Genomic DNA, 26,702 nt, shown 5'->3' on the forward strand with positions numbered 1-26,702 from the left:
TTCTAAATCTTCATCATTTTTATCATCTAGTTCATCTAAACTAGGCTCAGTATCCAAAGCTGTATGTTCTTGGCTTAAGTCTTCTTTTTCGCTTCCGCCATCTTCCAAAGTTAAATCTAAATCAGTTTGAATGTCTTCTTGAGTCTGTTCTTTAGTTGCTTCTTGTTCTAAATTTTCATCTTCTAAATTTTGAGTTTCTAAAGTTTCGTTTGCATTATCATCTTGCGCATCATCATCAAAACTCAAATCTTCCATTCCATCTGAATTTATATCTAAAGAATTTTCATCAGGCAAATCATCTAAATTTAAATTATCTAAATCCAAGCTTATATCAGCATAAGGATTTTCATCATTGCTTAACATTGGCAAATCAATAGATGTATGTTTGTTTGTATCTTTATTATTAAGTAAATTTAAAAAATCTGTAGGTAAAAAAGGTTTTTGTAAAATTTGCGCATCTATATCTTCTACATTTTGGTTTCGCGGAGCTAAAAAAATCAATCTATCACATTTTTCTTTAAGAATTTTTAAAGGTGCTGGAGTATCGCTATCTACAACAATCACATCATAATTACCCAAATTTTCACTATAAGCATTAAGTTCTTCAAAATCATAAGACATTTTTTTAGCACTAAGGCTTACAAGTCTTGAAACTACAGGGTTTTCATTTAAAAGTAAAATTTTCATCACTTTAATCCTTAAAAAATAATCACTATTTTACGATAATTTCATTTATCCTTTCCTTAGGAGAAAAAAAGAGTTTGCATATGAGTAAAAAGTTCTAAAATTAAATTTTTAAAATATTGCATCATAACTAATAAAATAGCGATCAAAACTACAAAGCCTAAAGCTATCTTTATAGGATAGCCAATAACTAAAAGATTAAATTGTGGCATTGTTTTCATCAAAAGTCCAAAAATAACATCGGCTAAAAGTGAAATTCCAAGTATGGGAAAGCTCATAGTAAAACCTATGATGAAAATATTAAACATACCCATATTTAAATAATGCATTAAATTCTCATGCGGATAAAATCCACCTAAACTAATATAACCTAAAGAATGACTTAAAAACAAAAGCATTAAATGATGACCATCAAAAGCAAGAAAAAACATCAAAGCAAGCAAATTTAAAATTTGTGCCGTAATAGGCATACTCGTTCCAGAACTTGGATCTAATATACTTGCCATAGTAAATCCCATAGTAAAAGCAATCTGCTCACCTGCCATCATAATAATAGCAAAAATAATTTGAAGCATTAATCCTGCTATCATTCCAAAAATCACTTCACTAATAAGCTGTAAAACAAAAAAACTATCTAAATGCAAAGATTCTAATCTAGCCAAAGGATATAAATACATAGTCAAAAATAAAACTATAGTACTTTTTATCACCATAGGGATAGAATTATATGAAAAAAAAGGAAAAAAAACTATAAGACCACTCATTCTAGCAAGAAGCAACATAAAAGTTACAACATTTTTATCGCCTAAATAATTAACAAATTCCATTGGCGTTTATAGTATAAGTTTTATCACAAAAACTTGCAAGCTTACTATCGTGAGTTACAAAAAATAAAGCTGCATCATTTTCTTTAACATAGGAAATTAAAAGTTCGATAACATTTTTAGCATTATCAAAATCCAAATTTCCAGTTGCTTCATCAGCAAAAATAATCTTTGGTTTTTTACAAAGCACGCGCGCGATACTCACACGCTGTTGTTGTCCGCCGCTAAGCTTTCCTATTTTTTGATGTAAAAGCGTATCAATACCTAATCTTTTTAAAATTTTCTCATCTAAATTTTGACCCGATAAAACACTAGCAAGTTCGATATTTTCTAAAGCTGAAAAACCTTTAAAAAGATAATGTGTCTGAAAAATAATACCAAAATCATAACGGCGAATTTTTAATCTTTCGTTTTCATCTATCTGATAAAGACTAGAACCTTTAAAAAAAACTTCACCCTTTTTTGGAATTAATAAAGAAGAAAGTATATGCAAAAGAGTAGATTTGCCACAACCGCTACTCCCTTGAATAGCAATGCAATCTTTAGTATTTAAAGCAAGATTTAAACCCTCAAAAAGCGGATAATCAAAACTATGGCTTAAATTTTCCGCTCTTAAGAGTTCCATTTTTAACCGTTTTTAAAGTTGTGCAGCAACTTCAGCCGCAAAATCTTCAGTTTTCTTTTCTAAACCTTCGCCAACTTCAAAGCAAATAAATTCGACAATTTTAATTTTTCCGCCAAATTCTTTTTCTTTTTCGGCAATTACTTGTTCTACGGTTTTTTTATCATCCATTACATAAAACTGACCCATTAAAGTAAGTTTGCTATCAAGTTGAGAATTATCTGCTATAAAGCTATTCATTTTACCTGGGATAATATTGTCCCAAATTTTTTCAGGTTTACCTTGAGCTTTAAGCTCTTCTTTGATTTTTTCTTCAGCTTCTTTTAAAATTGCATCGCTTAATTGTTTGCGACTTGCAAATTGAGGAATTTTATGTTCAGGTTTATTTGGATCTTTAAGTCTGCGTCTTTCTTCATTTTCTTTTTCAAGTTCAGCAACCAAAGCTTTGTATTCATTTTCAACAAAAGTCATATCCAAATCTTCATAACTTAAATAACTTGGTCTCATTGCTGCAATATGCATACAAATTTGTCTTAACAAATCTCTTGATTTTGAAGCCACTTCAGCGCTATCGCAAGCTGCAGCGATCACAACACCAACACGGCCATTTGTATGGATATAACCATTTACAACGCCGTTAGCACCTGCTTTTAAAGTTGCAAATCTTCTTACAACTAAGTTTTCTCCTATAGTTGCAATTTGACTTTTTAAATATTCTTCAAATTTTACGCCATTGATTGTGCTTGAATGAAGTTCTTCCACACTTTGCAAGCTATTGCTTTGAATATGAGCTGTAGTATCTTTTGTTAAAGCGATAAACTGATCATTTTTTGCCACAAAATCTGTTTCGGAATTAATCTCGCTTACAGTTGCGCTTGTAAAATCATCGCTTACTTTTACACTTACTAAACCTTCTGCAGCAAGTCTATCTGCTTTTTTAGCAGCCTTACCTAAACCTTTTTCTCTTAAAAGTTGTACTGCTTTATCAAAATCTCCATTAGTTTCACTCAAAGCATTTTTACAATCCATCATCCCCGCACCTGTACTTTCGCGGAGTTCTTTTACCATTGCAGCAGTGATTTCAGCCATTATTCTTGCTCCTCACCGAAGTCTTCTTCGCTCATCGCTTCATCTAAAACTTCTTTTTTCTCTTCATCGGTGATTTCTTTTTCTTCATTTGGTAAAGCTTCACCATCTTGTTCTCTTAAAGCTTTTCCTTCATTAATCGCTTCAGCCATTTCTTGACAGAAAAGTTGCACTGAACGAATTGCATCATCATTTCCTGGAATAGGATAAGTTACCAAATCAGGATCGCAGTTTGTATCTAGTGGAGCTACAACAGGAATTCTTAATCTATTTGCTTCTTGAACAGCAATTTTTTCCTTGACTGTGTCAACAACAAAAATCATATCAGGTTGAGTTTTCATATAACGAATTCCACCTAAATAAGCTAATAATTTTTCTTTTTTTCTTGTAAGCATTAAAGCTTCTTTTTTAGTTAAAAGCTTAATACTTCCATCTTCTTCCATTTTTTCAATTACTTCTAATTTTCTAATTGATTGGCGAATAGTACCAAAATTTGTCATCATACCGCCAAGCCATCTATGATTTACATAAGGCATACCGCATTTTTCAGCGTATTCTTTAATCGCTCCACCTGCTTGTTTTTTTGTTCCAACAAAAAGTATAGTTTTTCCTTCGGCAGCAGCGTCACGAACGATATTATAGGTATATCTAAAATATCTTAAAGTTTTTTGTAAATCAATTACATAAATACCTTTTCTCTCGCCAAAAATGAATTTTTTCATCTTTGGATTCCAGCGTCTTGTTTGGTGTCCAAAATGCACACCGCATTCTAATAAATCTCTCATACTAACCATGAGTTTCTCCTTATAAATTTAGCTTTATTCCTCCACATCCCTTAATTTACACAAGCTAAAAAGGATTGATGTGTGTGAAATGAAGCTAAGATTCTATCAAATTTAAGTTTAGTTTTTACTTATATATGTAGTCCTTGGTAAGACTTAGATTATTATTGATTTCTTTTGTGATTAAAAATTGAAACAAATCCACGCTTCCAACACGAAAAGCAGAGGCACAAGAACGAAGGTACAAATCCCACATTCTTATAAATTCTTCATCATATTTTTCCCTTACCTTGTCTAATACTTTGTTAAAATTTTCATCCCATAAATCTAAAGTTTTTGCATAGTGCATTCTTAAACTTTCTGCTAAAAGAAGATGAAAATCCCACTCGCTCATAGCACTTACAACCTCTCTTAAAGAAGGTAAATATCCTCCTGGAAAAATATATTTATCTATCCAAGCATTTGTTTTTCCTTCAAACATGGCTAAAATAGAATGTAAAAGCATAGAACCTCCAGGTTTTAAAACTTGTTTTACTTTCATAAAATAAAGTCCTAAATTCTCTTTGCCTACATGTTCAAACATACCCACAGAAACAACTTTATCAAAATAATTTTCAAATTCTAAATCTTGATAATTTTGAAGTCTTATTTCTATTTTATCTTCAAGATCAAGTTCTTTTACTCTTTCCTTGGCTTTTTTACACTGCTCCTCTGAAATAGTAATTCCAACAACCTTAACTCCATACTTTTGAGCTGCCATAATAGAAAGCCAACCCCAGCCACAACCTATATCTAAAAGCTTTTCTCCTTCTTTTAAATCAAGTTTTTTAAGAGTATGTTCTATTTTGTTAATTTGAGCTTCATAAAGAGTATTATTAGGCTCTTTAAAATAAGCGCAAGAATAGCTCATAGTATCATCAAGCCAAAGCTTATAAAAATCATTACCTATATCATAATGACTTTTAATATTTTTACTTTCCTGTTTTTGGGCTATTTTACTCAAGACATCCTCTGTATTTTTTAAAAAACGCTTATTTGAAAAATAATACAAAACTTTAGCTATTTCATCATAATCACCTTCTATTTCTAGTTTAGACTCCATATAATGTTTTGCAAAAACTAAACTCGTATCACTAAATAATTTTAAAAAAGGTATTTTTTCTTTGAAAATTAAAGAAAATTTAGCAGACTGATTACCCACATGAAATTCTTCTTGATCCCAAAATACAATTCTAAAATTTCCATAATTCCATTTTGAAAGAATAAATTTAATCATTTGTTTTTCAAGCATGACATACTCCAATTAATAATAATTATTATTTGATAGTATCTCTTAATTAGGTTTAAAAATTAATAAAAATGAAGAAAAAATAAGATTTTTGCCATTATCACTAAATAATGGCAAAAAATGTAATATTAATGTAATTTAGACCAAACAGAGCGCTTCCAACCTATAGCAAAAATACTTAAAATTACAAAGAATATCATTACATAAATTCCTGTAGTTTTTCTTTCTTCTTTCTTGCTATCACCCACTTGATCAATATAAGATACAACCTTAGCCTGTGCAGCTTCTGTTAAACCTACTCTTGGCATAGCGGTTCCTGGAAGAAGTTTTTGAGTGTTATTAATAAAATCATGTAAATATTGCTCACCACGAGATCTTATCATCATAGAAAGATCAGGCGGAACAGAACCTAAATAAGTTTTTAAATCATTTTGATTTGATAGAGTAAAAAAGCTATCGTATTTCATATCATGACAACGTCCGCAAGCCTCAATAAAAGTTGCTTTATCTTTAGCAAATTTTATATCTTTTTCCATTAAAGCCACTTTTTGAGCGCTATTTTCCATTTTAGCATATTTTGCCTCAACATCTTTCTTAATAGTAGCATCTTCATTGGCTTCAAATTTAACACTCACATCTTTAAGATAAGCAATTACATTGGCTATATTTGCATTTGTAGCTTCTTCACTTTCTCCTGAAGTATCTTTATTGTAAGCTGTCATAATAAAAGCATCACCAAATTTATGATCTACTTTTAAAGCAAGCGCAGGATGCATAATCAAAGCAGCTAAAAATTTTTCATCAAAAATAGCACCAGCTGCACTAAGATCAGGTGGTATTACTCCCATAGAAGAATCAGTAATATTAGCTGCTATTCCATCTTCTTTTACACCATGACATGCAAAACAGTTATTTTCAAAAAATTCTTTACCTTTTTTTGCATCACCCTTAGCAAAATCGATCTTTGCAACATCTGCCCAAAGTGTTTCAACTTTGCTTAATTCTTCTTTTGCTTTTTCAAGTTCTTTGTTTGCACTCTCTATTCTTTTAGCATCTCCTGAAGCTTGTGCATCTTTTAGAGCTAATTCTTTAGCCTCAACTATACCTTTTGCAAAAGTAGTATCTTCTACAGCAAAATCAAAATTTGCAGGAGCAACATGAGGCTTCATCACTGAATGAGCATAAGGCTCTACCCCCCAATATACAAGTGCGGTAAAAACTACTACAACTAAAAATATTTTTATTTCTCTCATTGTTTAGCTCCTTTTCTCTCCATAATAGTAATAACCGGTAAAACTACAATAAGTAAAAGTAAAAATACTATAGAAGCGTAAAATCCTACCCAAGCATTTACACCTGTTGGAGGTAATTTTCCATAAACTGTTAAAACAATTAAATCGATAAGCAATATCCAAAACCAAATGAAAAATAAAGGTCTTTCATGAGCTGGTTTTACAACATCACTTCTATCAAGCCAAGGAAGCAAGAAGAAAATCACTTGAGCAATACCAAATGCAGCCAAACCTATATCAAAAGCTTTAATACCTGCAATATCAAAGAAAAATCCTCTTAAAACTTCATAACTCCATAAGAAATACCACTCAGGATAAATATGAGCTGGTGTTTTAAGCGCATTAGCTGGATCAAAATTAATTGGATCCATTGCAAATTCAAATTTAAAACAGACCAAATAAAAGAAGAAAATCATAAAAAAGCTTATATACATAAAATCTTTTGATAAAAATCCTGGCCAAAAAGGAATCACTTTAGAACCCTTTGTGTCACCTGCCATGTATTTTTCAGCCTCTAAATCAAAGTCAAGTTCTTCAGAAATTTCATTATTAACATGAGGAATTCTTAAAGAATAGAAGTGAAATGCTATAATAGCAATGATAACTATAGGAAGCAAGCACACATGAAGCATAAAAAATCTTGTTAAAGTTGGATCAGAAACCGCATAATCTCCACGAATCCAAATCACAAGCTCAGGGCCAATAAATGGTATCCCTCCAAAAAGATTAGTGATTACTTGAGCTGCCCAATAACTCATTTGTCCCCAAGGAAGCATATACCCACTAAAAGCTTCAGCAGAAAATACAACAAACAAAAGCATACCGCTAACCCAAATCATCTCACGACCTTTTTTATAAGAACCGTAATAAATTCCTGTTAGCATATGTATGTATATAATCAAAAATACAACAGAAGCGGCAACACCATGCATGTGACGCCAAAGCCATCCATAATCCACCTCTTGCATAATAGTCTTATTCACACTATCAAAAGCAAGTGCAGTATCTGGTTTATAATACATTACAAGTAAAAGTCCTGTAACAAAAAGCACTGCAAAAAGAGTGGTTAAAATAACCCCCATTGCCCAAAGAAAGTTAATTTGCTTTGGTATCCAATACTTTACCATCAAAACATCAAGTAGTTTATGTACTGCAAGTCTTTGATCAAGCCAATCTACAAGACCATTAGCTTTTCTAATTTGTGCCATCTTAAGCCTCCGCTATCATTTTTTTATATTCAGGACCCTCTTCGCCTAAAACAAGTTTGGTTCCATCAATCTTAAAAGGAGGAATTTCAAGAGGCTTTGGAGGAGGTCCAAAGACATTTTTTCCACTTGTGTCAAATTCTCCACCATGACAGGCACATTTAAACAATTGCTCACTTGGTTGGTAAGCAGGTATACAACCCAAATGCGTACAAAGTCCTATAACCACAGTATAAGCTGCGTTATCTACCACAACATCACGTTTTTCATCTTTTGGCATACTCGCATCTTTTTTTAATATAAAAATAGGCTTTTTACGCCATTCTATAGTTCTAAGCTCTCCATCTTGCATTCCTGATAAATCTACTGTAGTAAAACCTGCAGCTTTGACACTTGGAAGCGGATCCCAAGTTTTTTTCATCGCAACAAGCGAGAAAACACCGCCTACAGCAGCTACGCTTCCAAATGCAAAGCCCATAAAGCTTCGTCTACTCTCAGATGTAGCCATAACTTGTCCTTTCGATTTTATTTTTTAACCAAGTTAAAAGTTTATCGAAATTAAAATAAATTTTTTCTTTGTTTAACAAGTTTTGATATTTAGACAATAAGAGCAAAAAGAGAAAAAACAAGCACAGGTAAAGTTATCAAAAAGCCAAATTTACAATATTGCCAAAAAGAAATATTAATGCCTTTTCTAGCCAAAACTCCAAGCCAAAGCAAAGTTGCCAAAGAACCTATTGGCGTAAGTTTTGGGCCTATATTTACCCCCAAAAGATGAGCATAAATCATCAAAGAATCAAAAGAAAAATTCTCAAAATATTCTTTTAATGCCAAATCTCCGATTAAAACCATAGGCAAATTATTAAACACAGAAGATCCAAAAGCTGAAATCAAAGCCACACCAAAAATTCCACTCTTATCTTGCATCAAAAAAGCATAACTTTTAACCAAAATTTCACTCACACCTATTTTATGTAAAGCAAAAACTACCATATAAAGCCCAAAACTAAAAAGCAAAACTCCATAAGGTGCTTCAAAAAGAATTTTAATACTTTTTTTACCTTGAATTTTTAAAACAATAAGCCAAAAAATTCCCGCCCAAAGTAAAGCAAAAAAACTTATTTTAATATCAAAAATTTCACCTATAAAAAAACTGATCACAAAAAGAAATAAAAATACTATGCAAAGAAAAAACAACTTCGATGAAATTTGCTCTTTTTTGACTAATTTAAATTCAAGCCTTTTAGGCAAAACTCTCACATAAAGCACAAAAACCATAACTATAGTAGAAAGCAAAATAAAAAAATTTGGCAAAAACATATTTTTAGCAAATTCTAAAAATTCTATCTTAAAATAATTTGCTGTGATGATATTGGTTAAATTTGAAATAACCAAAGCGTTTGAACTTGCATCACATAAAAAAGAAAGACTAAGCAAAAAAGAACTTAAAATAAAAGCATGATTTTTACAATCTTTAAGAGTTGAAAATAAAGCTATAATAATAGGTGTAATGATTAAAATCGCTCCATCGTTAGCAAAAAATGCAGAAAGAAAAAAGACAAAAATCAACAAAAATAACATCAATTTTTTTGTGCTGATATAAATTTTTTCTTGATTTTTCTCTCTAGAAAAATGCAAAATTTTACTCGCAATAAAATCAAAAAATCCTAAAGCTTCCAAGCTAAAAGAAAGGATAATCAACCCAACTAAAGTTAAAGAACTATCCCAAACCAAAGAAAAAACAAAATAAGCATCTTTAAAATCTACTAATTGAAAAATAAAAACAAAAAAAGCTCCCAAGCTAGAAAATACCCAAATAGGTAAATTCCATGGACGCCAAAAAAGTAAAACTAAAGTAGATAAAAAAATAAAAAAAGCAAGCATTTAAGCTTTTTTCTTTTGCATTTTGATATAAATTTGCAAAATATCCAACGCCACAGGAGTGATTCCACTGATTTGACTTGCAGCAAAAATAGTTGGAGGTTTATGATGATTAAGCTTTTCTACAACTTCATTACTCAAACCGCTTACACTTTTAAAATCAAAATTTTCAGGAATTTTAAGCTCGCTAAGATTTTTCATTTTTTCTACTTGAGCTTTTTGCATACTAATGTAATGATAATACTTTGCCTCATTTAAAATCTCTCTTAAGGAGTAATGATCCATAGTTTCAAACATAGGATCAAGTTTTTTTAATTTTTCTATATCAAAACTTGCTCTTGCGACAATTTTTTGAAGATTGACTATAGAAGAAATTTTATCTTCTCCTAAACTCTCTAAAAAAGCATTATTTTGGTTATTAGGTGTGAATTCTTTAGAAAGTAAAAATTCAAGTCCTTTTTGAAGATTGTTTGCGATATTTTGTATATAAGTAAAATCTTGCTCACTTAAAAGCCCTAAATCATAGCCATATTTTCCAAGTCTAAGTATAGCATTTTCTTCCCTTAAAAGCAGTCTAAATTCCGCTCTTGAAGTAAACATTCTATAAGGTTCTTTTGTACCTTTTACTACCAAATCATCAATTAAAACTCCTATATAAGCTTCATCACGCCTTAAAATCAAAGGCTCTTTCATATCTATGCTTAAACTTGCATTGATTCCTGCCATAAAGCCTTGTGCTGCAGCCTCTTCATAACCTGTAGTTCCATTAATCTGTCCTGCACAATAAAGATTTTTAATCTTTTTAAGTTCTAAAGTATGCTTAAGTTCAGTTGGCTCTATATAGTCATATTCTATAGCATAACCAAAACGGGTTATTTTAGCATTTTCAAAACCCTTTATAGAACGCAGCATTTGAATTTGCACTTCATAGGGCAAAGAAGTAGAAAAACCATTGATATAATACTCCGTTGCATCGATAGTTTGAGGCTCTATAAAAAGATGATGACTTTCTTTGTCGCTAAAACGATTGATCTTATCTTCTATAGAAGGACAATACCTTGGCCCCACGCCTTCAATCTGTCCTGTAAAAAGTGGGGCACGATAAAAATTATTCTTAATAATCTCATGTGTAGTTGTATTAGTGCGTGCGATATAACAAGGAAGTTGAGTAGGATTAAAATTTCTTGAACGAAAACTAAAAGCTTTAGGATTTACATCGCCATCTTGGATTTCAAGTGCGCTAAAATCAATACTTTTTGCATCTACTCTTGGGCAAGTTCCTGTTTTTAAACGCCCCATTTTTAAACCCAAAGTTTGTAGATAATTGCCTAAATTTACTGAAGCAAGCTCCCCTACCCTTCCTGCTTGAAGTTTATTTTCGCCTATATGAATAAGTCCATTTAAAAAAGTCCCTGTTGTAAGTATCACTTTTTTGGCAAAATATGTATTTTCTAAATTTGTTTTTACGCCTTTAACTTCATCATTTTCTACGATTAAAGCATTCGCTTGTTCTTGAGAAATTTCTAAATTTGGAAGTTTTAAAAGTTTATTACGTGCAATGATACGGTACTTATCCATATCAATTTGCGCCCTACTTCCTTGAACGGCTACACCCTTACTTTCATTTAAAATGCGAAATTGTATTCCCGCTTCATCGGTGATTTCACCCATAAGACCACCCATGGCATCAAGTTCTTTTACCAAATGCCCTTTTGCAAGTCCACCTATAGCTGGATTACAACTTGCTGCTCCTATTTGCTCAATCAATGTAGTTAAAAGTAAGGTTTTTTTACCCATTCTAGCAGCAGCAGCACTTGCTTCAACACCCGCATGTCCACCACCTATAACAATGACATCAAACATATTTTGCCTTGAAAAATGTGAATTTTTAAAAGAAAGATTATATAATATTTAGACTTAAAACAAACTCGTTTTAAGCCTAACAAAAATTTATTTAGCTTCTTGAAGAGAGAAAATTAACTCATTATAAGTTTTATCTGCATCTTTGCAGAAATTTTTAAGCATCTCAACACCTTTATTTAAACCTTGTTGCTGTTCTACTCTTAAAAGATCGCTATAAAGGCTTTCTATTGTAGAAATAGCGCTTTTATTTGGCATACGACGAACGGAATAATAGCCTATGATATTATTATTAATATCTATTGATGGAGTTACATTTGCAAAAACCCAGTAGTAATTGTTATCTTTAGTTTTGTTTTTTACGTAAGCAAAAATTTCCTTACCCTCTCTCATATAATCCCATAAATATTTAAAAACAGTTTTTGGCATATCTTCATGTCTTACTATGTTATGAGGTTTATTTAAAACTTCACCCATGGTATAACCTGCATACTTTAAAAAATCATCATTTGCATAAACTATTTTACCTTTTAAATCTGTTTTAGAAGTAATTAAACTATCTTCTTGTAAAAAAATTTCTCTTGACATTTTCCCACCCTCTTAATTTATATTTTTAATTTTGCTAAGATTTCAGCACTTCTTTGCTCTAGTGATTTAATATCATTTACAATCGCATCATAAGCTTTTTGATCGATATAATCTTGACTTGATTCTTCTATTGCTTTTTTAGCATTATCTTTTATAAATTCTTTAGCTAAATTTAACTCAGTTTCAGAGCTAAGTTCATTAATAACACCTTGAGCTCTCTCATCTTGGCAAAGATTAGAAATTGGATCTACACTTTCAAGATTGAAATTTTGAGCTCCATTTAAATTTAAATATATATTTGATTTATAAAGAATATGATCGATTTTAACTACAGATAAAATCAATCTCTTTGCAAAGGATCCAAAATTAACACCAAGAGCACTACTATTTTCTTCTAGACGTTTAAAAGCTTGAGAAAATTTATTAATTCTTTCTTCAGATTCACTAACAATGTTAAAAACTTGATCGCTGCCACTTTGGATATTTACAAAATCCTGTTGCATAGTCTGAATTGCAATGGAAATTTCGCTTGTAGATCTTTGAGTTCTTTCTGCTAACTTTCTAACTTCATCAGCCACAACCGCAAAGCCCCTACCATGTTCTCCTGCACGTGCAGCTTCAATAGCAGCATTTAAAGCTAGAAGATTGGTTTGATCAGCTATATCGCGTATTACTTCAACCACTGAAGTAATATTTTGGGAATTAGCTACAAAAGTTTGCACTGTTTCCTTGCTCGAATTTACAACATCCATTAAAGAACCCATAGCACTTTGCAAAGAATCCACCTCTGAGCCATTTTCTGTAGCTGTATGAGTAATGGCATCAACTGTATCATATACATTTTTCATCATGCTAATATCTTGATTTAATGAGCTAGAAATTTGAGACATATCTTTATTTTGATTTCCAAGGCTTAAATCCATTAAAGTTCTTGATAAAGCATTTTTAAAAGTGGATCTTGCTGTCACTTCTATGTTTGCTAAAGCTTTATTTATAAATTCGATATTATGAGCAAAAATTCCTTTTAAACCTTCAGGCAAAGCTTTGCGATAAAATTCACCTTTTTGAGAACAAGAAATAGAAGTATTAATTTCCCTTAAGTAAGCTTCTAGTCCATCAATAGTATTGTTAAGATTATCTGCTATTTCGGCTAATTTTTTGCTTTTTGTTTTTACATAGATCATTCTATTGTCAAAATTTCCTTCTTTTAACTCTCTACAAAGAACCAAAAGTTTATCTATCATTATTTGCTCATCTTTGTGTTGTCTAAGCAAATAAATCGTTAAAACAGCGATTAAAATAAAAATTATCACTCCAATATAAATATGAATAAAAATGGCGCCTAAAACACCGATAATACTTAGAAAAATAGTTGATAATAATCCATTTTTCACCATAAATTTACCCCTTTATTAAAAATTTTTGAAGTCATAAATTAAAGTATATTTTAGTAATATATATTACTTTAATCACTAAAAATTATACAAAAAAATAATTAAATATATCTTATTTAATTATTTTTTTGTAAGTTAAAAATAAGTTCATTATAAGTCATTTTATAAGAACTTACAATATCCATTAAAGCTGAAATTCCAGCATTAATGCCTGATTTTTGCTCTTTTTCAAGTAAAATTTTATAAATTTCTTTAATTATAGAAAGAGATTTTCTATTAGGCGCACGGCGAACAGAATAATAATTGATGATATTTCCATTGGCATCAAATGAAGCACTTACATTTGCAAATACCCAGTAAAAACTACCATCCTTAGCTTTATTTTTTACAAATGCAAAAATTTCTTCTCCTTTTTGAATATAATCCCAAAGACATTTAAATACAGTACGTGGCATATCTTCATGTCTTACTATATTATGAGGTTTATACAAAAGCTCATCGACCTTATAACCTGCATATTTTAAAAAGTCATTATTGGCATAAATGATATTCCCCTTAAGATCTGTTTTAGAAGTAATTAAAGCATTTTCAGATAAAACTATTTCTTTCATAATTAAAACATCCCAATAAAACAAATAAATCAAAAATAGAATTATTACTAACAATAAACAATAAAAAGTATACTAAATTATAAAATTTTCAAAAAATATTTTAAATTTTATAATGCAAATAATGAGAAATTTTGTAACATTTATATAAAAAATTATCATATCATATAAAAGAAAGTATTTCTAGATTTGTTTTTTTGTTAAAATTTACAATACGCATTGTTAAAATTATATTTCACAAAAGATCAAAAGGAGTGAATAAACTTGGAAACTTTAAGTCAAACTTTAGCTGAAAGAAAACCGCCTTTATATAAACGTATTATAAAAAGTCTTGGATTTTGGGTGATTATAGGCATTATTACAGGTATTATACTTGGTTATACAGATAAAGAATTAGCCATTGCTAGCAAACCAGGAGTTGATTATTTTATAGGTGCTTTAAAGGTTCTTATAGGTCCTATTATTTTTGTTACTTTGGTTTTGGGCATCATTAGTCTTGAAAGTTTAAAAAAAGTAGGTAGTATTGGCGCTAAAGCGGTTATCTACTTTGAAGTTGTAAGTACTTTAGCACTTGCTATAGGTATTTTTATGGCAAATGTTATGCAACCAGGCCATGGAATGAATCTTGATCCAAGTCAACTTGATACAAAAAGCGTTCAAAAATACATTTCTCAAACCACAGAAGTAAGCGCGAGCTCTGAGATCATGCATATTTTAAAAGATGCTATGCCTACTGATATTATCACGCCTTTTACAGAAGGAAAAACCATACAAGTTTTAGTTATTGCTATAATTACTGCTTTGATTATTTCTTTAATGAGAATAGAAGATAAACAAGCAATTCAAAGAGTTTTTGAAGTGGTACAAAATTTTGTTTTTAAAATTCTACAAATCATTATGTATTTTAGTCCTATTGCCGCCTTTTCAGCAATGGCTGTACTCATAGCTCAATACGGAATTGGCTCTTTGATCAACTTAGCATATTTACTTTTAGTAATGCTGATTTCATGTCTTGTTTTTATATTTGGAATCTTAGGTCTGATTTGTTATTTTGCAAAAGTAAATATCTTCAAATTTATGAGATTTATCTCAAGAGAAGTATTGATCGTTTTTGCAACCAGTTCAAGCGAGTCTGCACTTGCTCCTTTAATGAGAAAACTAGAAAAAGCAGGACTTTCTAAAGCAACAGTCGGACTTGTTTTACCAACGGGATATAGTTTTAATCTTGATTGTACAAATATTTATCTAGCTATGAGCTTAATCTTTCTAGCACAAGCTTTCAATGTAAATTTAAGTTTAGCACACGAAATCAGTATTTTAATAGTATTAATGATAGCCTCAAAAGGTGCAGTAGGTGTAACTGGATCAGGTTTTATAGTGCTTGGAAGTACGCTTGCGGCTCTAGGAAATATGGAAATTTCAGAAGCAAATGCAACCTTAGCGCAAGTTCTACCAGTAGCTGCCATAGGTGTTCTTTTAGGTGTTGATAAATTTATGTCTGAAATGAGAGCGGTTGGAAATCTTTGTGGAAATTCAGTAGCAGCCTTAATCGTTGCGATCTGGGATAAGCAAATTGATCGGGAAAAATTCAACTATGCTATGGATAATCCAGAAAAATTCCATAATGCTGGAATGAACTAATGGGTTCTTTGGAGGAAATCATATCGATTAACCTCCTCTAAAGTATTATCTTTTTTCCTAAATTGTTTTAAAAAACTTTCATTGAAATTAAAACTAAATCCAACTTGAACAACGGTATCATCAACAGTCTCTCTTGCGCTATAATCACGACGCAATAAATTTAAACTAAATACACTATAAGGAGAGTAAGATACTTGATAATTAGTTTTATCATTATCCTTGCTTATATCAAAAGCAAAAGCGGTGTAAGTTGGAATTACAAAACTCATTCCAAGCTGTAAATTTTTTTCTGCTTCATTGGGTATATAATAATTACTATAAGCCTTTATAAATTTACTATAACCAAACTCTGTACCAAAGCTTTTAGTATCTTTTTGTTCTTTTTGTTTATCAATAAAACCATTAACTCCAAATAAAAAATCATCTTTTTCATAACGATTGATTAAGCCCCCTGAGTAATTATAATTATCTTGAGCCACAAAAAGTTCTTTTTGAAAAAGCAAAGAATTATTCTCTCCCTCATAAAGAGAACTTAAATTTTTAACCTGCGCGTTTTCGTTTTGAAAATCTAAATTCCCATCTGTTTTATCTATACCATTATTATTTTCTAAAGTTTTTGAAAGCAAGCTATCAAAAGTGCTTTTAAAATCCACATTCTCTTCTTGAATTTTTGGAGCTTCTTTGGTATTTTTATAATCAAAGTGCTCCCAAGAATTTTGATTATTATTTTTTGCTAAAGCCTCTGTAAGTTCATCGGCATTGAGTAAAGAAAACAATGCTATTATATAAAAAATACCCCTCATTATTCTTATATTCCTTATTATTTCTTGTTTGAGTATTTATTATAAAAAAATAATATAAATAAAAATTCCATAAAGACTAAAAATTAAAATTAGCAAATTTAAAGTAAATAAGTGTATAATTAAAATAAAAAAGGGTTATTAATGCAAAAAGACAACCTCATAGCTTTTGTTATTTTTATTATTAGCACCATCGCATTTGTTATTTGGGGATTTGGTTATATTTCGCAACATCAACTGATTCTTTTTATTCTTGCTTCTATATTTGGCATTTTTATGGCATTTAATATAGGTGGAAATGATGTAGCCAATTCTTTTGGAACAAGCGTTGGTGCAAAAACAGTAACCATTAAACAAGCTTTAATTATAGCAGCTGTTTTTGAGCTAAGCGGGGCAATCTTCGCAGGCGCAGAAGTTACTAAGACCATACGCAGCGGTATTGTTATTTTTCCAAATTCTTTAGATCCTATGCTTTTTGTTATCATTATGCTTGCTGCACTTTTAAGCTCTGGGGTTTGGATTTTTATTGCAACCAAGAAAGGCTTACCTGTATCAACCACACACAGTATAGTTGGTGGGATTGTAGGTGCTAGCATTATGATGGGGCTTTTAAAATTTGATGGGATTCAAACACTCTCCATGGTTAAATGGAGTGAAATTTTAAGAATAGCTATTTCTTGGGTAGCTTCGCCTCTTTTAGGGGGTATTGTAGCTTATACTATTTATTCATACATTGATAAGAAAATTTTGAAACCATCAGAAAAACTAAACGATGATTTGAAAAATATCAAAAAAGAAAGAAAGAAATTCAAAGAAGAATATTTTTTAGATTTAAAAACAAAATCCCAAGAAGAACAAATTAAAGAACTTTCCGCTATAGCTTTAGATGAGGAAGAACAAGAAAATAATTTCTATAGAAATAAAATGAAGGAATTTAAGGATCAAGAAAAAGATATAGATATTTACTCTATTTTAAAAACTCATATGCCAATCATTGCTTGTATTGCTGCTGCTATCATTTCGGCAATGTTTTTATTTAAAGGTTTAAATAATGTTAGCACTTTAGATATTTTACAAAACTTTTGGATTATCGGAATTATAGGAACTATAAGTTATGTTGTAACATTTGCTATAGTCAAAATCGTTAAAAAAACAGAACTTAATAAAACTACTGATAGAATTTTCTCATGGTTTCAAATATTTACAGCCTCTAGTTTTGCATTTTCACACGGAGCCAATGATATAGCCAATGCTATAGGTCCTTTTGCGGCGATTTTAGATGTCTTAAAAAACGGCACAATTAACGCGACTTCTCCTGTACCTTTTGCTGCTTTAGCTATGTTTGGAGTTGCTCTAGTTGTAGGACTTTGGTTTTTAGGTAAAGAAGTGATTACTACAGTGGGTTCAAAACTTGCAACCATACGCCCTACTACTGGATTTTCTGCAGAACTTGGTGCAAGCATAGTTATACTCTTAGCTACACAATTTGGGATTCCTGTTAGCTCCACCCATATACTCATAGGTGCTATCTTGGGTATAGGAGTGTATAATAAAAATGCAAATTGGATTATGATGAAGCCTATAGGATTGGCTTGGATTATCACTTTACCAGCTGCTGGTATTATGGCAGCACTTGTATTTTTAGGATTTAAACTATCTTTAGGAATTTAAGTAAAGCTTATTTTTCTAAAATATTTTTTCCTTTAATTATATGCATTTTAATCTTTCCAAAAAGTTTATCCTCAGAATAAAGAGAACTTTTTGGAGCAAAAATTTCTTCATTCTCATCAAAAAGAACTAGATTAGCTTCTTTTCCGACTTCTATAACTCCACTATTTAAACCTAAAAATTCACTAGGATTTTTACTTGTAAATTGACAAAGCTCTTGCCAATTTAAAAATCCTTCTTTGATTAAAAAAGTATAGCAAAGACTTATAAATTCGCATACGCTATGGATTCCAAAGGCCGCTTCATCAAAAGCTAAATCTTTTAAAGAAATTGATTTTGCACTATGTAAAGAAGTTAAAAAACTAATTTTTCCTTCTTTTAAAGCCTCTCTTAAAGCCAAAACATCTTCTTTACTTCTTAAAGGTGGCATAAGTTTCGCAGCAGTATTAAAATCTTCACAAGCACTATCATCTTTGATAAGATGATGAATGCTTACAAGTTTTAAATCCTTTTCATCTAATAATACCAAAGAATCTCTCAAACTTAAAAGATCAAAAACAACCTTATTTTTATAAAATTTAGCCAATTCTTTCATTTTAGCCACCTGGCTAGTTTCAGCGATTTTACTCATGCCTATAAGCCCTAGCTCAAAACTCATTTCACAATCATTCATCACTCCATTATCATCAAAATCCTTATCATAACAACGCACAAAAATTGGAGAGTCTTTCATAAAGGCATATTGTGAACTTACTTTTAAAGTATTTGCATCCAAAGAACTATCAAGCTCTAAAGCGCAAGCACCTTTATTTAAAAGAGTGGCTAAATTTTTAAGCTTGCCGTTTGCATCCTTGACCCGAACACTTGAAAAAATTTGCATCTTTCTTTGAGCTAAATTTTGTAAAAATAAAGCAAAACTTTCTTCATCAAAATCCATACAATCACGCAAAACTATACTAGAAATTCCTCCTTTTAGACACTCATTTTCTAAAAGCTCTAAATTAGCTAAAGAAAATTTATCGTTTTTTAAACTCACACACAAATCCACAAAAGATGGAAGTAAAGTCATGCCTTTAGCATCTAAAATTTCTTCACCTTGTAAATTAGAACCAATATTAGTAATTTTTCCTTCTTTAACCTCTATATCTTGTAAAGAATTTCCATAAATTTTTGCATTTTTAATTATCATGATTTTTCCTTAATCATTTTGCTTTAGTAAATTCTGCGTTGCTTCTTGCACACTTTTACCCTTAAAAATTGCCACTACTTCATTTACAATAGGAGTATAAATTCCTTTCATTTTTGCTAATCTTTCTATAGCATAAGCAGTTTTTACACCTTCTGCTACTTCATTAAGTTCAGCTAAAATACTATCTAATTTTTGATTTTGCGCCAGTTTTAAACCCACTCTATAATTTCTTGATAAAATACTCGTTGCAGTTAAAAACAAATCCCCTGCTCCACTTAATCCTAAAAAAGTTTCTTCTTTAGCACCAAAAAATTTACCAAAACGGTGCATTTCTACAAGTCCTCTTGAAATCAGTGCTGCTCTTGCATTATTACCAAGTTTTAACCCATCACTAATCCCACTTGCAATCGCTAAAACATTCTTATAAGCACCACAAATTTCAGCACCACGCACATCATTATCAATATAAGTTTTAATAAAATCAGGGAAAAAACTTGCAAATTTTTTACAAAGCTCTTGATTTATCCCGCTAATTATCAAGGCTGTAGGAAGTTTTTGCATTACTTCAGCAGCAAAAGAAGGGCCACTTAAAACACAAAAATTTTCTTTTGACACAAAATCCAAAAAAATTTCATCTAAAAATTGACAACTTTGATCTTCTATGCCTTTTGAAGCAATTAAAATTTTTTGTCCCTTGTTGATAAAATTTTCTTTAAGCCAAGCACGCATTCCTTGAGAACTTAAAGCAAAAACAAGATATTCACATTCTAAAGCTTCTTTTATGCTAACAAAATCTTCTAAATCACGCTGATGCAAAGAACTGATAAAACAATTGTGATTTTCTTTTAAGGCTAGATGTAAAGCACTGCCCCATTTTCCCGCACCAATAACCGCTATACGCATCAACCAAGCTTTGCTTTTAAAATTTCATTTACTTTTGCAGGATTAAAAGCTCCTTTACCTTCTTTCATTGCTTGACCCACAAAAAATCCAAAAAGCTTCTCTTTACCACTTTTATATTCTGCAACCTTATCAGCATTTGCATTTAAAATTTGTTCAATCACCGCTTCTATGGCTGAGTCATCACTTACTTGCTTAAGTCCTAGCTTTTCTATAGCTTCATCAATTTCCACACTAATATTTTCAAATACAAAAGCCAAAACATCTTTAGCCGCCTTTGCACTGATAGTGCCATCTTCTATGCGTTTAATTAAAACTCCAAGCTTTTGAGCATCTACAGGAGAATTTTCTATAGTCAATTCTCCTTTTAAAAGTCCCATGAGTTCAGTATTTAACCAATTTACACAAAGTTTAGGATTTAAATTTTGAGAAATAAGACTTTCAAAAAAACGACTCATTTCTAAAGAACTGATTAAAACCTCAGCATCACTTTCTTTTATACCAAGCTCGTCTATAAAGCGTGCTTTCTTCTCATCAGGAAGTTCAGGGATTTTAATATCTAAAAACTCATCTTTTAATAAAACAGGCAATAAATCAGGATCAGGAAAATATCGATATTCTGCTGCTTCTTCTTTGCCACGCATACTTCTCGTAACTAAATTTGTCGTATCAAAAAGTCTGGTTTCTTGAACTACTTCTTGTTCGTAAGTTCCATCTTCCCAAGCCTCACTTTGTCTTTTTACCTCATATTCTATGGCTTTTTGGATAAAACGAAAAGAATTAAGATTTTTAATCTCTACTCTAGTATAAAGTTTTGTATCGCCCTTAGGTCTTATGCTAACATTTGCATCGCATCTAAAACTTCCTTCTTGCATATTTGCATCTGAAATATCTAAAAAGCGTATAATAGAATGAAGTTTTTTAAGATAAGCTACTGCCTCATCACTACTTCTAAGCTCAGGCTCACTGACAATCTCAAGCAAAGGAGTTCCTGCACGATTTAAATCCACTTTAGAAAAATTACTTTCATGGATATTTTTACCTGCATCTTCTTCCAAGTGCGCTCTTGTAATACCTATGCGTTTATTTTCACCATTTACATTGATAAAAAGCTCACCCTTTTCTACTATAGGGATATCAAATTGTGAAATTTGATAAGCCTTAGGTAAATCTGGATAAAAATAATTCTTGCGATTAAAAACACTTTTTTTATTAATTGTTGCATTGACAGCTTTTCCAAAAGCTATAGCTTTTTTTACAGCCTCTTCATTTAAAACAGGCAAAGCTCCTGGTAAGGCCAAACAAGTGGGACAAACATTAGTATTTGGAGCTTCTCCAAAAGAAGTTGCACATGAGCAAAAGATTTTTGTTTTTGTATTTAACTGAGTATGAACTTCAAGACCTATAACTACTTCAAACATAAAATTTCCTTGAATTTTTAAATGTTTTATTTTATCTTTTTTTCTTTTAGAAAGGCTTTAAATATTAACTTTAAATGCTATAATCCTTAGGCAATTTATATTTAAGGAGTTAAAATGCCATTATTAGACAGTTTTAAAGTTGACCATACTAAAATGCCAGCTCCTGCTGTGCGTTTAGCTAAAGTTATGAAAACACCTAAGGGTGATGATATTAGTGTGTTTGATTTGCGTTTTTGCATACCAAATAAAGACATTATGAGCGAAAAAGGCACTCATACCTTAGAACATTTATTTGCAGGATTTATGAGAGATCATTTAAATTCAAATTCAGTTGAAATTATTGATATTTCACCTATGGGTTGTCGCACGGGTTTTTATATGAGTTTAATTGGAACACCTGATGAGAAAAGTATTGCAAAAGCTTGGGAAGAAGCTATGAAAGATGTTTTAAGCGTAAGCGATCAAAGCAAAATTCCTGAACTTAATATCTATCAATGCGGAACTTGTGCCATGCATTCTTTAGATGAAGCCAAACAAATTGCCCAAAAGGTTTTAAATCTAGGTATTAGCACAATGAATAACAAAGAATTAAAACTCGAGAATGCTTAAAAAGAATCTTTATTTTTAAATGATTAAGCTTTAATTAATATATTTTTATATATGATTTTGAAATTTTATTATTTTAAAAGGAGAAAAAATGAAACTGATGTGCGAGATGTGTAGTATCTAGTGCGTCCTTTGGCTTAACATTATGTTTCCAAAGGTCCAAAAAGTGGATAAGGAGATATAATGTGTAAGAAAGTCAAAAAAGTTTATTTTTTCAAAATACTCATTTAAAATCTTAACTTACAAAAATTTCTCTAATAAAATTTAATTCAAAATATCTTCTTATCCTTAATTTTAATTTAAGGAGTAAAAATGAATTTACCTATACTTGATTTACAAGCTTATGAAAAAGATAAAAGCACTTTTCTTAAAAACTTAAGAGAAATCGCTTCTAAAATAGGCTTTTTTTATCTTATCAATACCGGTATAGATAAAAATTTAAACAAGAAATTATTCAAACTTGGCAAAGAATTTTTTAATCTTCCTAGAAGTTCGAAAGAGCTTATTTCTATGGTGCATTCTCCTCAATTTAGAGGTTATACTAGCGAAGGTTTTGAATACACAGCAGGAGCTAAGGATTATAGAGAACAACTGGATATAGGCACAGAAAGAGATGCTTTAAACTGGAATTTAAACTCACCCTTATGGCAAAGATTAGAAGGTCCTAATCTTTGGCCTAGTGAAATTCCAGAACTTAAAAAAACTTTCTTAACTTGGCACGAACAAACCAAAAAAGCTTGTTTAAAGCTTTTAAAAACCTTCGCTCAAGCCCTTGATCTGCCTAGCAATGCTTTTGATAAACTTTATGGAAAAAATTCTTATGAACATTGTAAAATCATACATTATCCTAAAAGTTCAAAAAACACTACTCAAGGCGTGGGTTCACATAAAGATGTCGGGCTTATCACTTTTGTTTTTCAAGAAAAACAAAGCGGACTTGAAGCTTTTATAGATGGTAAATGGCTTAGTATACCCCCACTTGAAAATAGCGTTGTAGTTAATATAGGAGAATTTTTAGAACTAGCTACCAATGGCTATTTAAAAGCTACTATTCACCGCGTGAATTTAAGCCCAAAAGAACGCTTTAGCATAGCTTATTTTCTTGGAGTGCAACTTGATAAGGATATACCTATTTTTAAGTTAAATCCAGAGCTTGCTAAAGAAAGCAAAGGTGTGGATACTGATCCTAAAAATCCACTTTTAAGAAATGTTGCAAGTAATTATTTTAAAAGAATGATACGCTCTCATCCTGATGTAGCAAGCATTTATCATAGTGACTTGATAGAAAAATTTAGTTTTGCGTAAAGGAGAAAAAATGACTTTATTTACTAAAGCTTTTTGCGTCGCTACTCTTTTTACCGGTTTTGCATGGGCAAATGAAGAACTTAAAGTTGGCTCTTCTACAACACCTCATGCAGATATTTTAAGATTTATAAAATCAGCGCTTCAAAAACAAGGTTATGATTTAAAAATTTATGAATTCAATGATGGAGTAATCCCTAATGTAATGGTTGAAAATGGTGAGTTAGATGCTAATTATTTTCAGCATGAACCCTATTTAAAAGAATTCAATCAAAGACAAGGCACCCATCTTGTAAAAGTTGCCAGTATCCATATAGAACCTATGGCAGTGTATTCTAAAAAACATAAAAAATTTAACCCCAAGGAAGGACAAAGCATTTCTATACCCAATAATCCTACAAATGAAAGCCGTGCTTTACGCATTGTAGCAAGCAAAGGACTTATAGAAGTTAAGGATAATGAGCTCATCACTCCTTTAGATATCACTAAAAATCCTAAGAAGCTTAAATTCGTAGAGTTAAAAGACGCTCAACTTACAAGGAGTTTAAATGATGTAGATTATTCTCTTATTAATAGCAATTTTGCTATTTTAGCAGGTTTAAACCCTGTAAAAGATGGGCTTTATACAGAAAGTAAATATAGTGAATATGGCAACATCATCGCTGTTAAAGAAGGTAATAAAAACCTTCCTAAAATCAAAGCCCTAGTAAAGGCCTTGCAAAGCGATGAAGTTAAAAAATTTATAGAAGAAAAATATCAGGGTGCTTTAATCCCTACATTTTAAGGAGAATAAATATGAAAAATTCAATCATTTCTTATCCAAGAATAGGTGCAAATAGAGAATTAAAATTTGCTATTGAAAAATACTTTAAAAACCAAAGTTCTAAAGAGGAGCTTTTAAAAAGCGCTAAGGATTTAAGGATTAGACACTGGCAAGAAATTCAAAAAGCTGGCATTGATTTTATCCCTAGTAATGATTTTTCACTTTATGATAATGTCTTAGATGCGGCTGTGCTTTTTAACATTGTTCATACAAAGTATAAAAATTTAAATTTAGATGCTTTAGATGAATACTTTGCTCAAAGTCGAGGTTATCAAGGAGAAAATGGAGATGTTACAGCCTTAGCAATGAAAAAATGGTTCAATACAAATTATCATTATTTGGTGCCTGAGTGTGATAATGCTGATATTATAGCTTTAACAGGGGATAAAATTTTTAAAGAATATCTCGAAGCTAAAGATCTTGGCATAGAAAGCAAGCCTGTTTTAATAGGCATTTTCACACTTTTTAAACTCATTGCCTTTAAAGATGAAAAAACTCAAAAACTCGCCAAAGAAAAGCTTTTAAACGCTTACATAGAGCTTTTTGATAAACTAAATGAACTTAAAGTGACATGGCTTGAACTTGATGAGCCTTATTTGGTTTATGATTTAAGCAAGGAAGATATCGCTTTGTTCGAAGAATTTTACCAAGAACTTTTAAATCACAAAAAAAATCTTAAAATTTTACTTCAAAGCTATTTTGGAGACTTAAGAGATATTTATCCTAAACTTTTAGAAAGCAAATTTGATGCTTTGGGGCTTGATTTTATCGAAGGTAAACAAAGCTTAGCCTTAGTTCAAAAATACGGCTTTGCTAAAGATAAAATCCTTTTTGCAGGTCTTATTAACGCCAAAAATATCTATGCTAATGATTATGCTAAAAGCCTAAAGCTTATTAAAGAGCTTCAAAAATATACACAAAATATCATCTTAAACACTTCTTGCTCACTTTTACATGTGCCTTATAGCACTGAATTTGAAAGCAAATTGGATCCAAGCTATCTTAAACTTTTTGCCTTTGCTAAAGAAAAACTTCAAGAACTTAAAGATTTAAAAGAAATTCTAAATTCTAGCGAAGAAAATCCGCTCTTTAGAGCCAATCAAGAGCTTTTTAAAAATATCCCAGAGCGTTTAGATGAAAAAGTCAAAGCAAGGCTTAAGGCTTTAAAAAAAGAAGATTTTACCAGAATGCCTAGTTTTAAAGAACGCGCCTTAATCCAAAAAGAATTTTTAAAACTCCCTCTTTTACCAACCACAACCATAGGTTCCTTTCCTCAAAGTGCTGATGTAAGATCTAATCGCCTTGCCTTTAAGCAAGAAAAAATTTCAGCTCAAAACTACACTGAATTTAACCAACAAAAAATCAAAGAATGCATACAAATTCAAGAAGAAATAGGACTTGATGTTTTAGTGCATGGAGAATTTGAAAGAAATGATATGGTGGAGTATTTTGGAGAGAATTTAAAGGGCTTTTTATTTACTCAAAATGGTTGGGTGCAAAGCTATGGCACAAGGTGCGTTAAGCCTCCTGTAATTTGGGGTGATGTATCACGCACAAAGCCTATTACCTTAGCTTGGTCTAAATTTGCACAAAGTTTAAGTCAAAAAATCGTAAAAGGTATGCTAACTGGACCTGTAACCATACTTAATTGGTCCTTTCCAAGAGAAGACATCAGTCTAAAAGAAAGCACTGAGCAAATTGCCTTAGCTATAAGAGATGAAGTATTAGATCTTGAAAATGCAGGTATAAAAATCATACAAATTGATGAAGCGGCTTTGCGTGAAAAACTACCTTTAAGAAAAAGTGATTGGCATAGTGAGTATTTAGATTGGGCTATTCCTGCTTTTAATCTTGTGCATAGCGGGGTAAAAGCTAAAACTCAAATTCACACTCATATGTGTTATAGTGAATTTAGTGATATCTTAAAAGAAATTGACGCTATGGATGCTGATGTGATTTCTTTTGAAGCTTCAAGATCAAACTTAAGTCTTTTAGATACCCTAAAAGCTATTCATTTTAAAACTGAAGTAGGACCAGGAGTTTATGATATACATAGCCCTAGAGTTCCAAGCATAGAAGAGCTAAGCTTAACCATAGAAAAAATTTTAAACAAATTACCTAAGGAGCAAATTTGGATCAATCCAGACTGCGGACTTAAAACAAGGGCTTATGAAGAAGTTATAGCCTCTCTTAAAAATTTAGTTACAGCTACGCAAAAAATACGAAAACAATTATAAG

General features: G+C 31.0%; 23 protein-coding genes and 1 pseudogene. 6 read left to right on the forward strand and 18 right to left on the reverse strand.

From position 1 onward, the window contains the following. From AJ881_RS06510 to cetC, 14 genes and pseudogenes are all read right to left on the reverse strand, one after another. Window positions 1–687 (reverse strand): annotated as a pseudogene (locus tag AJ881_RS06510) (highly acidic protein); the annotation flags it as partial. A gap of 56 nt (window positions 688–743) precedes the next feature. Beyond that, the gene (fliR, locus tag AJ881_RS06515) at window positions 744–1,511 is read right to left on the reverse strand and encodes a flagellar biosynthetic protein FliR (RefSeq protein WP_070283126.1); all 768 of its coding nucleotides are present in this window, start codon (window positions 1,509–1,511) and stop codon (window positions 744–746) included. After that, window positions 1,498–2,133 carry an ABC transporter ATP-binding protein gene (locus tag AJ881_RS06520; protein WP_002870701.1) on the reverse strand — a complete coding sequence of 212 codons (636 nt, stop codon included), beginning with the start codon at window positions 2,131–2,133 and terminating at the stop codon, window positions 1,498–1,500. Before AJ881_RS06520 ends, fliR begins: the two co-directional genes overlap by 14 nt. Before the next feature lie 12 nt (window positions 2,134–2,145). Continuing rightward, window positions 2,146–3,219 (reverse strand): translation elongation factor Ts, encoded by a 1,074-nt coding sequence (gene tsf, locus AJ881_RS06525; RefSeq protein WP_002852901.1) that lies wholly within the window; start codon window positions 3,217–3,219, stop codon window positions 2,146–2,148. Then, window positions 3,219–4,010: a 30S ribosomal protein S2 gene (gene rpsB, locus AJ881_RS06530; RefSeq protein WP_044780078.1), complete on the reverse strand. Its 792-nt coding sequence runs from the start codon at window positions 4,008–4,010 to the stop codon at window positions 3,219–3,221. The genes tsf and rpsB overlap by 1 nt, the downstream gene beginning before the upstream one ends. A gap of 115 nt (window positions 4,011–4,125) precedes the next feature. Further along, the gene (locus AJ881_RS06535; RefSeq protein WP_070283125.1) at window positions 4,126–5,289 is read right to left on the reverse strand and encodes an SAM-dependent methyltransferase; all 1,164 of its coding nucleotides are present in this window, start codon (window positions 5,287–5,289) and stop codon (window positions 4,126–4,128) included. Between the two features lie 125 nt (window positions 5,290–5,414). Continuing rightward, on the reverse strand, window positions 5,415–6,539 hold the full coding sequence (locus AJ881_RS06540; RefSeq protein ID WP_070283124.1) for a cytochrome c1: 1,125 nt from the start codon (window positions 6,537–6,539) through the stop codon (window positions 5,415–5,417). Continuing rightward, window positions 6,536–7,786, reverse strand: a complete 1,251-nt coding sequence (locus AJ881_RS06545; RefSeq protein WP_002852758.1) for a cytochrome b — start codon at window positions 7,784–7,786, stop codon at window positions 6,536–6,538. The genes AJ881_RS06540 and AJ881_RS06545 overlap by 4 nt, the downstream gene beginning before the upstream one ends. A 1-nt stretch (window position 7,787) precedes the next feature. Next, window positions 7,788–8,291, reverse strand: a complete 504-nt coding sequence (petA, locus tag AJ881_RS06550) for a ubiquinol-cytochrome c reductase iron-sulfur subunit (protein ID WP_002852880.1) — start codon at window positions 8,289–8,291, stop codon at window positions 7,788–7,790. Between the two features lie 89 nt (window positions 8,292–8,380). Beyond that, window positions 8,381–9,667, reverse strand: coding sequence for an arsenic transporter (locus AJ881_RS06555; RefSeq protein WP_070283123.1), 1,287 nt, complete (start codon window positions 9,665–9,667; stop codon window positions 8,381–8,383). Beyond that, a complete protein-coding gene (gene mnmG, locus AJ881_RS06560; protein ID WP_070283122.1) occupies window positions 9,668–11,527 on the reverse strand; it encodes a tRNA uridine-5-carboxymethylaminomethyl(34) synthesis enzyme MnmG in 1,860 nt (619 codons plus the stop codon). 87 nt (window positions 11,528–11,614) lie between these two features. Then, window positions 11,615–12,112, reverse strand: a complete 498-nt coding sequence (cetB, locus tag AJ881_RS06565) for a bipartate energy taxis response protein CetB (protein ID WP_044780082.1) — start codon at window positions 12,110–12,112, stop codon at window positions 11,615–11,617. A gap of 17 nt (window positions 12,113–12,129) precedes the next feature. Continuing rightward, window positions 12,130–13,509: a bipartate energy taxis response protein CetA gene (cetA, locus tag AJ881_RS06570; RefSeq protein ID WP_070283121.1), complete on the reverse strand. Its 1,380-nt coding sequence runs from the start codon at window positions 13,507–13,509 to the stop codon at window positions 12,130–12,132. A 113-nt stretch (window positions 13,510–13,622) separates the two neighbouring features. Further along, window positions 13,623–14,117: an energy taxis response protein CetC gene (gene cetC / locus AJ881_RS06575; RefSeq protein WP_044780084.1), complete on the reverse strand. Its 495-nt coding sequence runs from the start codon at window positions 14,115–14,117 to the stop codon at window positions 13,623–13,625. Window positions 14,118–14,378: 261 nt separating this feature from the next. Between cetC and AJ881_RS06580 the strand changes: the two genes are divergently transcribed. Then, window positions 14,379–15,755, forward strand: coding sequence for a cation:dicarboxylate symporter family transporter (locus tag AJ881_RS06580; protein WP_044779083.1), 1,377 nt, complete (start codon window positions 14,379–14,381; stop codon window positions 15,753–15,755). Here AJ881_RS06580 and AJ881_RS06585 read toward each other — a convergent pair. Next, on the reverse strand, window positions 15,752–16,558 hold the full coding sequence (locus AJ881_RS06585; RefSeq protein WP_002887816.1) for an inverse autotransporter beta domain-containing protein: 807 nt from the start codon (window positions 16,556–16,558) through the stop codon (window positions 15,752–15,754). The genes AJ881_RS06580 and AJ881_RS06585 overlap by 4 nt on opposite strands. Window positions 16,559–16,699: 141 nt before the next feature. On the opposite strand from AJ881_RS06585, the gene AJ881_RS06590 reads away from it, so the two are divergent. Then, window positions 16,700–18,226 carry an inorganic phosphate transporter gene (locus AJ881_RS06590; protein ID WP_070283120.1) on the forward strand — a complete coding sequence of 509 codons (1,527 nt, stop codon included), beginning with the start codon at window positions 16,700–16,702 and terminating at the stop codon, window positions 18,224–18,226. Window positions 18,227–18,233: 7 nt separating this feature from the next. Here the strand turns inward: AJ881_RS06590 and AJ881_RS06595 are convergent, their stop codons facing one another. From AJ881_RS06595 to gatB, 3 genes are read right to left on the reverse strand one after another with little or no spacing between them, the layout of a single operon-like run. Beyond that, window positions 18,234–19,412, reverse strand: coding sequence for a metal-dependent hydrolase (locus tag AJ881_RS06595; RefSeq protein WP_070283119.1), 1,179 nt, complete (start codon window positions 19,410–19,412; stop codon window positions 18,234–18,236). A gap of 9 nt (window positions 19,413–19,421) precedes the next feature. Next, on the reverse strand, window positions 19,422–20,318 hold the full coding sequence (locus tag AJ881_RS06600) for an NAD(P)H-dependent glycerol-3-phosphate dehydrogenase (protein WP_074486803.1): 897 nt from the start codon (window positions 20,316–20,318) through the stop codon (window positions 19,422–19,424). Beyond that, the gene (gene gatB / locus AJ881_RS06605) at window positions 20,315–21,733 is read right to left on the reverse strand and encodes an Asp-tRNA(Asn)/Glu-tRNA(Gln) amidotransferase subunit GatB (protein ID WP_002870820.1); all 1,419 of its coding nucleotides are present in this window, start codon (window positions 21,731–21,733) and stop codon (window positions 20,315–20,317) included. The genes AJ881_RS06600 and gatB overlap by 4 nt, the downstream gene beginning before the upstream one ends. A gap of 114 nt (window positions 21,734–21,847) precedes the next feature. Between gatB and luxS the strand changes: the two genes are divergently transcribed. The 4 genes from luxS to metE all read left to right on the forward strand — a co-directional run bounded on the left by luxS (window position 21,848) and on the right by metE (window position 26,701). Further along, window positions 21,848–22,342 carry an S-ribosylhomocysteine lyase gene (luxS, locus tag AJ881_RS06610; RefSeq protein ID WP_070233546.1) on the forward strand — a complete coding sequence of 165 codons (495 nt, stop codon included), beginning with the start codon at window positions 21,848–21,850 and terminating at the stop codon, window positions 22,340–22,342. A 309-nt stretch (window positions 22,343–22,651) separates the two neighbouring features. Further along, complete coding sequence (locus AJ881_RS06615) at window positions 22,652–23,644, forward strand: isopenicillin N synthase family dioxygenase (RefSeq protein WP_070283118.1); 993 nt, start codon at window positions 22,652–22,654, stop codon at window positions 23,642–23,644. A 10-nt stretch (window positions 23,645–23,654) separates the two neighbouring features. Then, the gene (locus AJ881_RS06620) at window positions 23,655–24,425 is read left to right on the forward strand and encodes a MetQ/NlpA family ABC transporter substrate-binding protein (RefSeq protein WP_070233548.1); all 771 of its coding nucleotides are present in this window, start codon (window positions 23,655–23,657) and stop codon (window positions 24,423–24,425) included. Between the two features lie 11 nt (window positions 24,426–24,436). Beyond that, window positions 24,437–26,701, forward strand: coding sequence for a 5-methyltetrahydropteroyltriglutamate--homocysteine S-methyltransferase (metE, locus tag AJ881_RS06625; protein ID WP_070283117.1), 2,265 nt, complete (start codon window positions 24,437–24,439; stop codon window positions 26,699–26,701). The last annotated feature ends 1 nt before the right edge of the window (window position 26,702 follow it).

The sequence above is a fragment of the Campylobacter sp. BCW_6460 genome (genome assembly GCF_001762705.1).
GTDB classification, from domain to species: domain Bacteria; phylum Campylobacterota; class Campylobacteria; order Campylobacterales; family Campylobacteraceae; genus Campylobacter_D; species Campylobacter_D jejuni.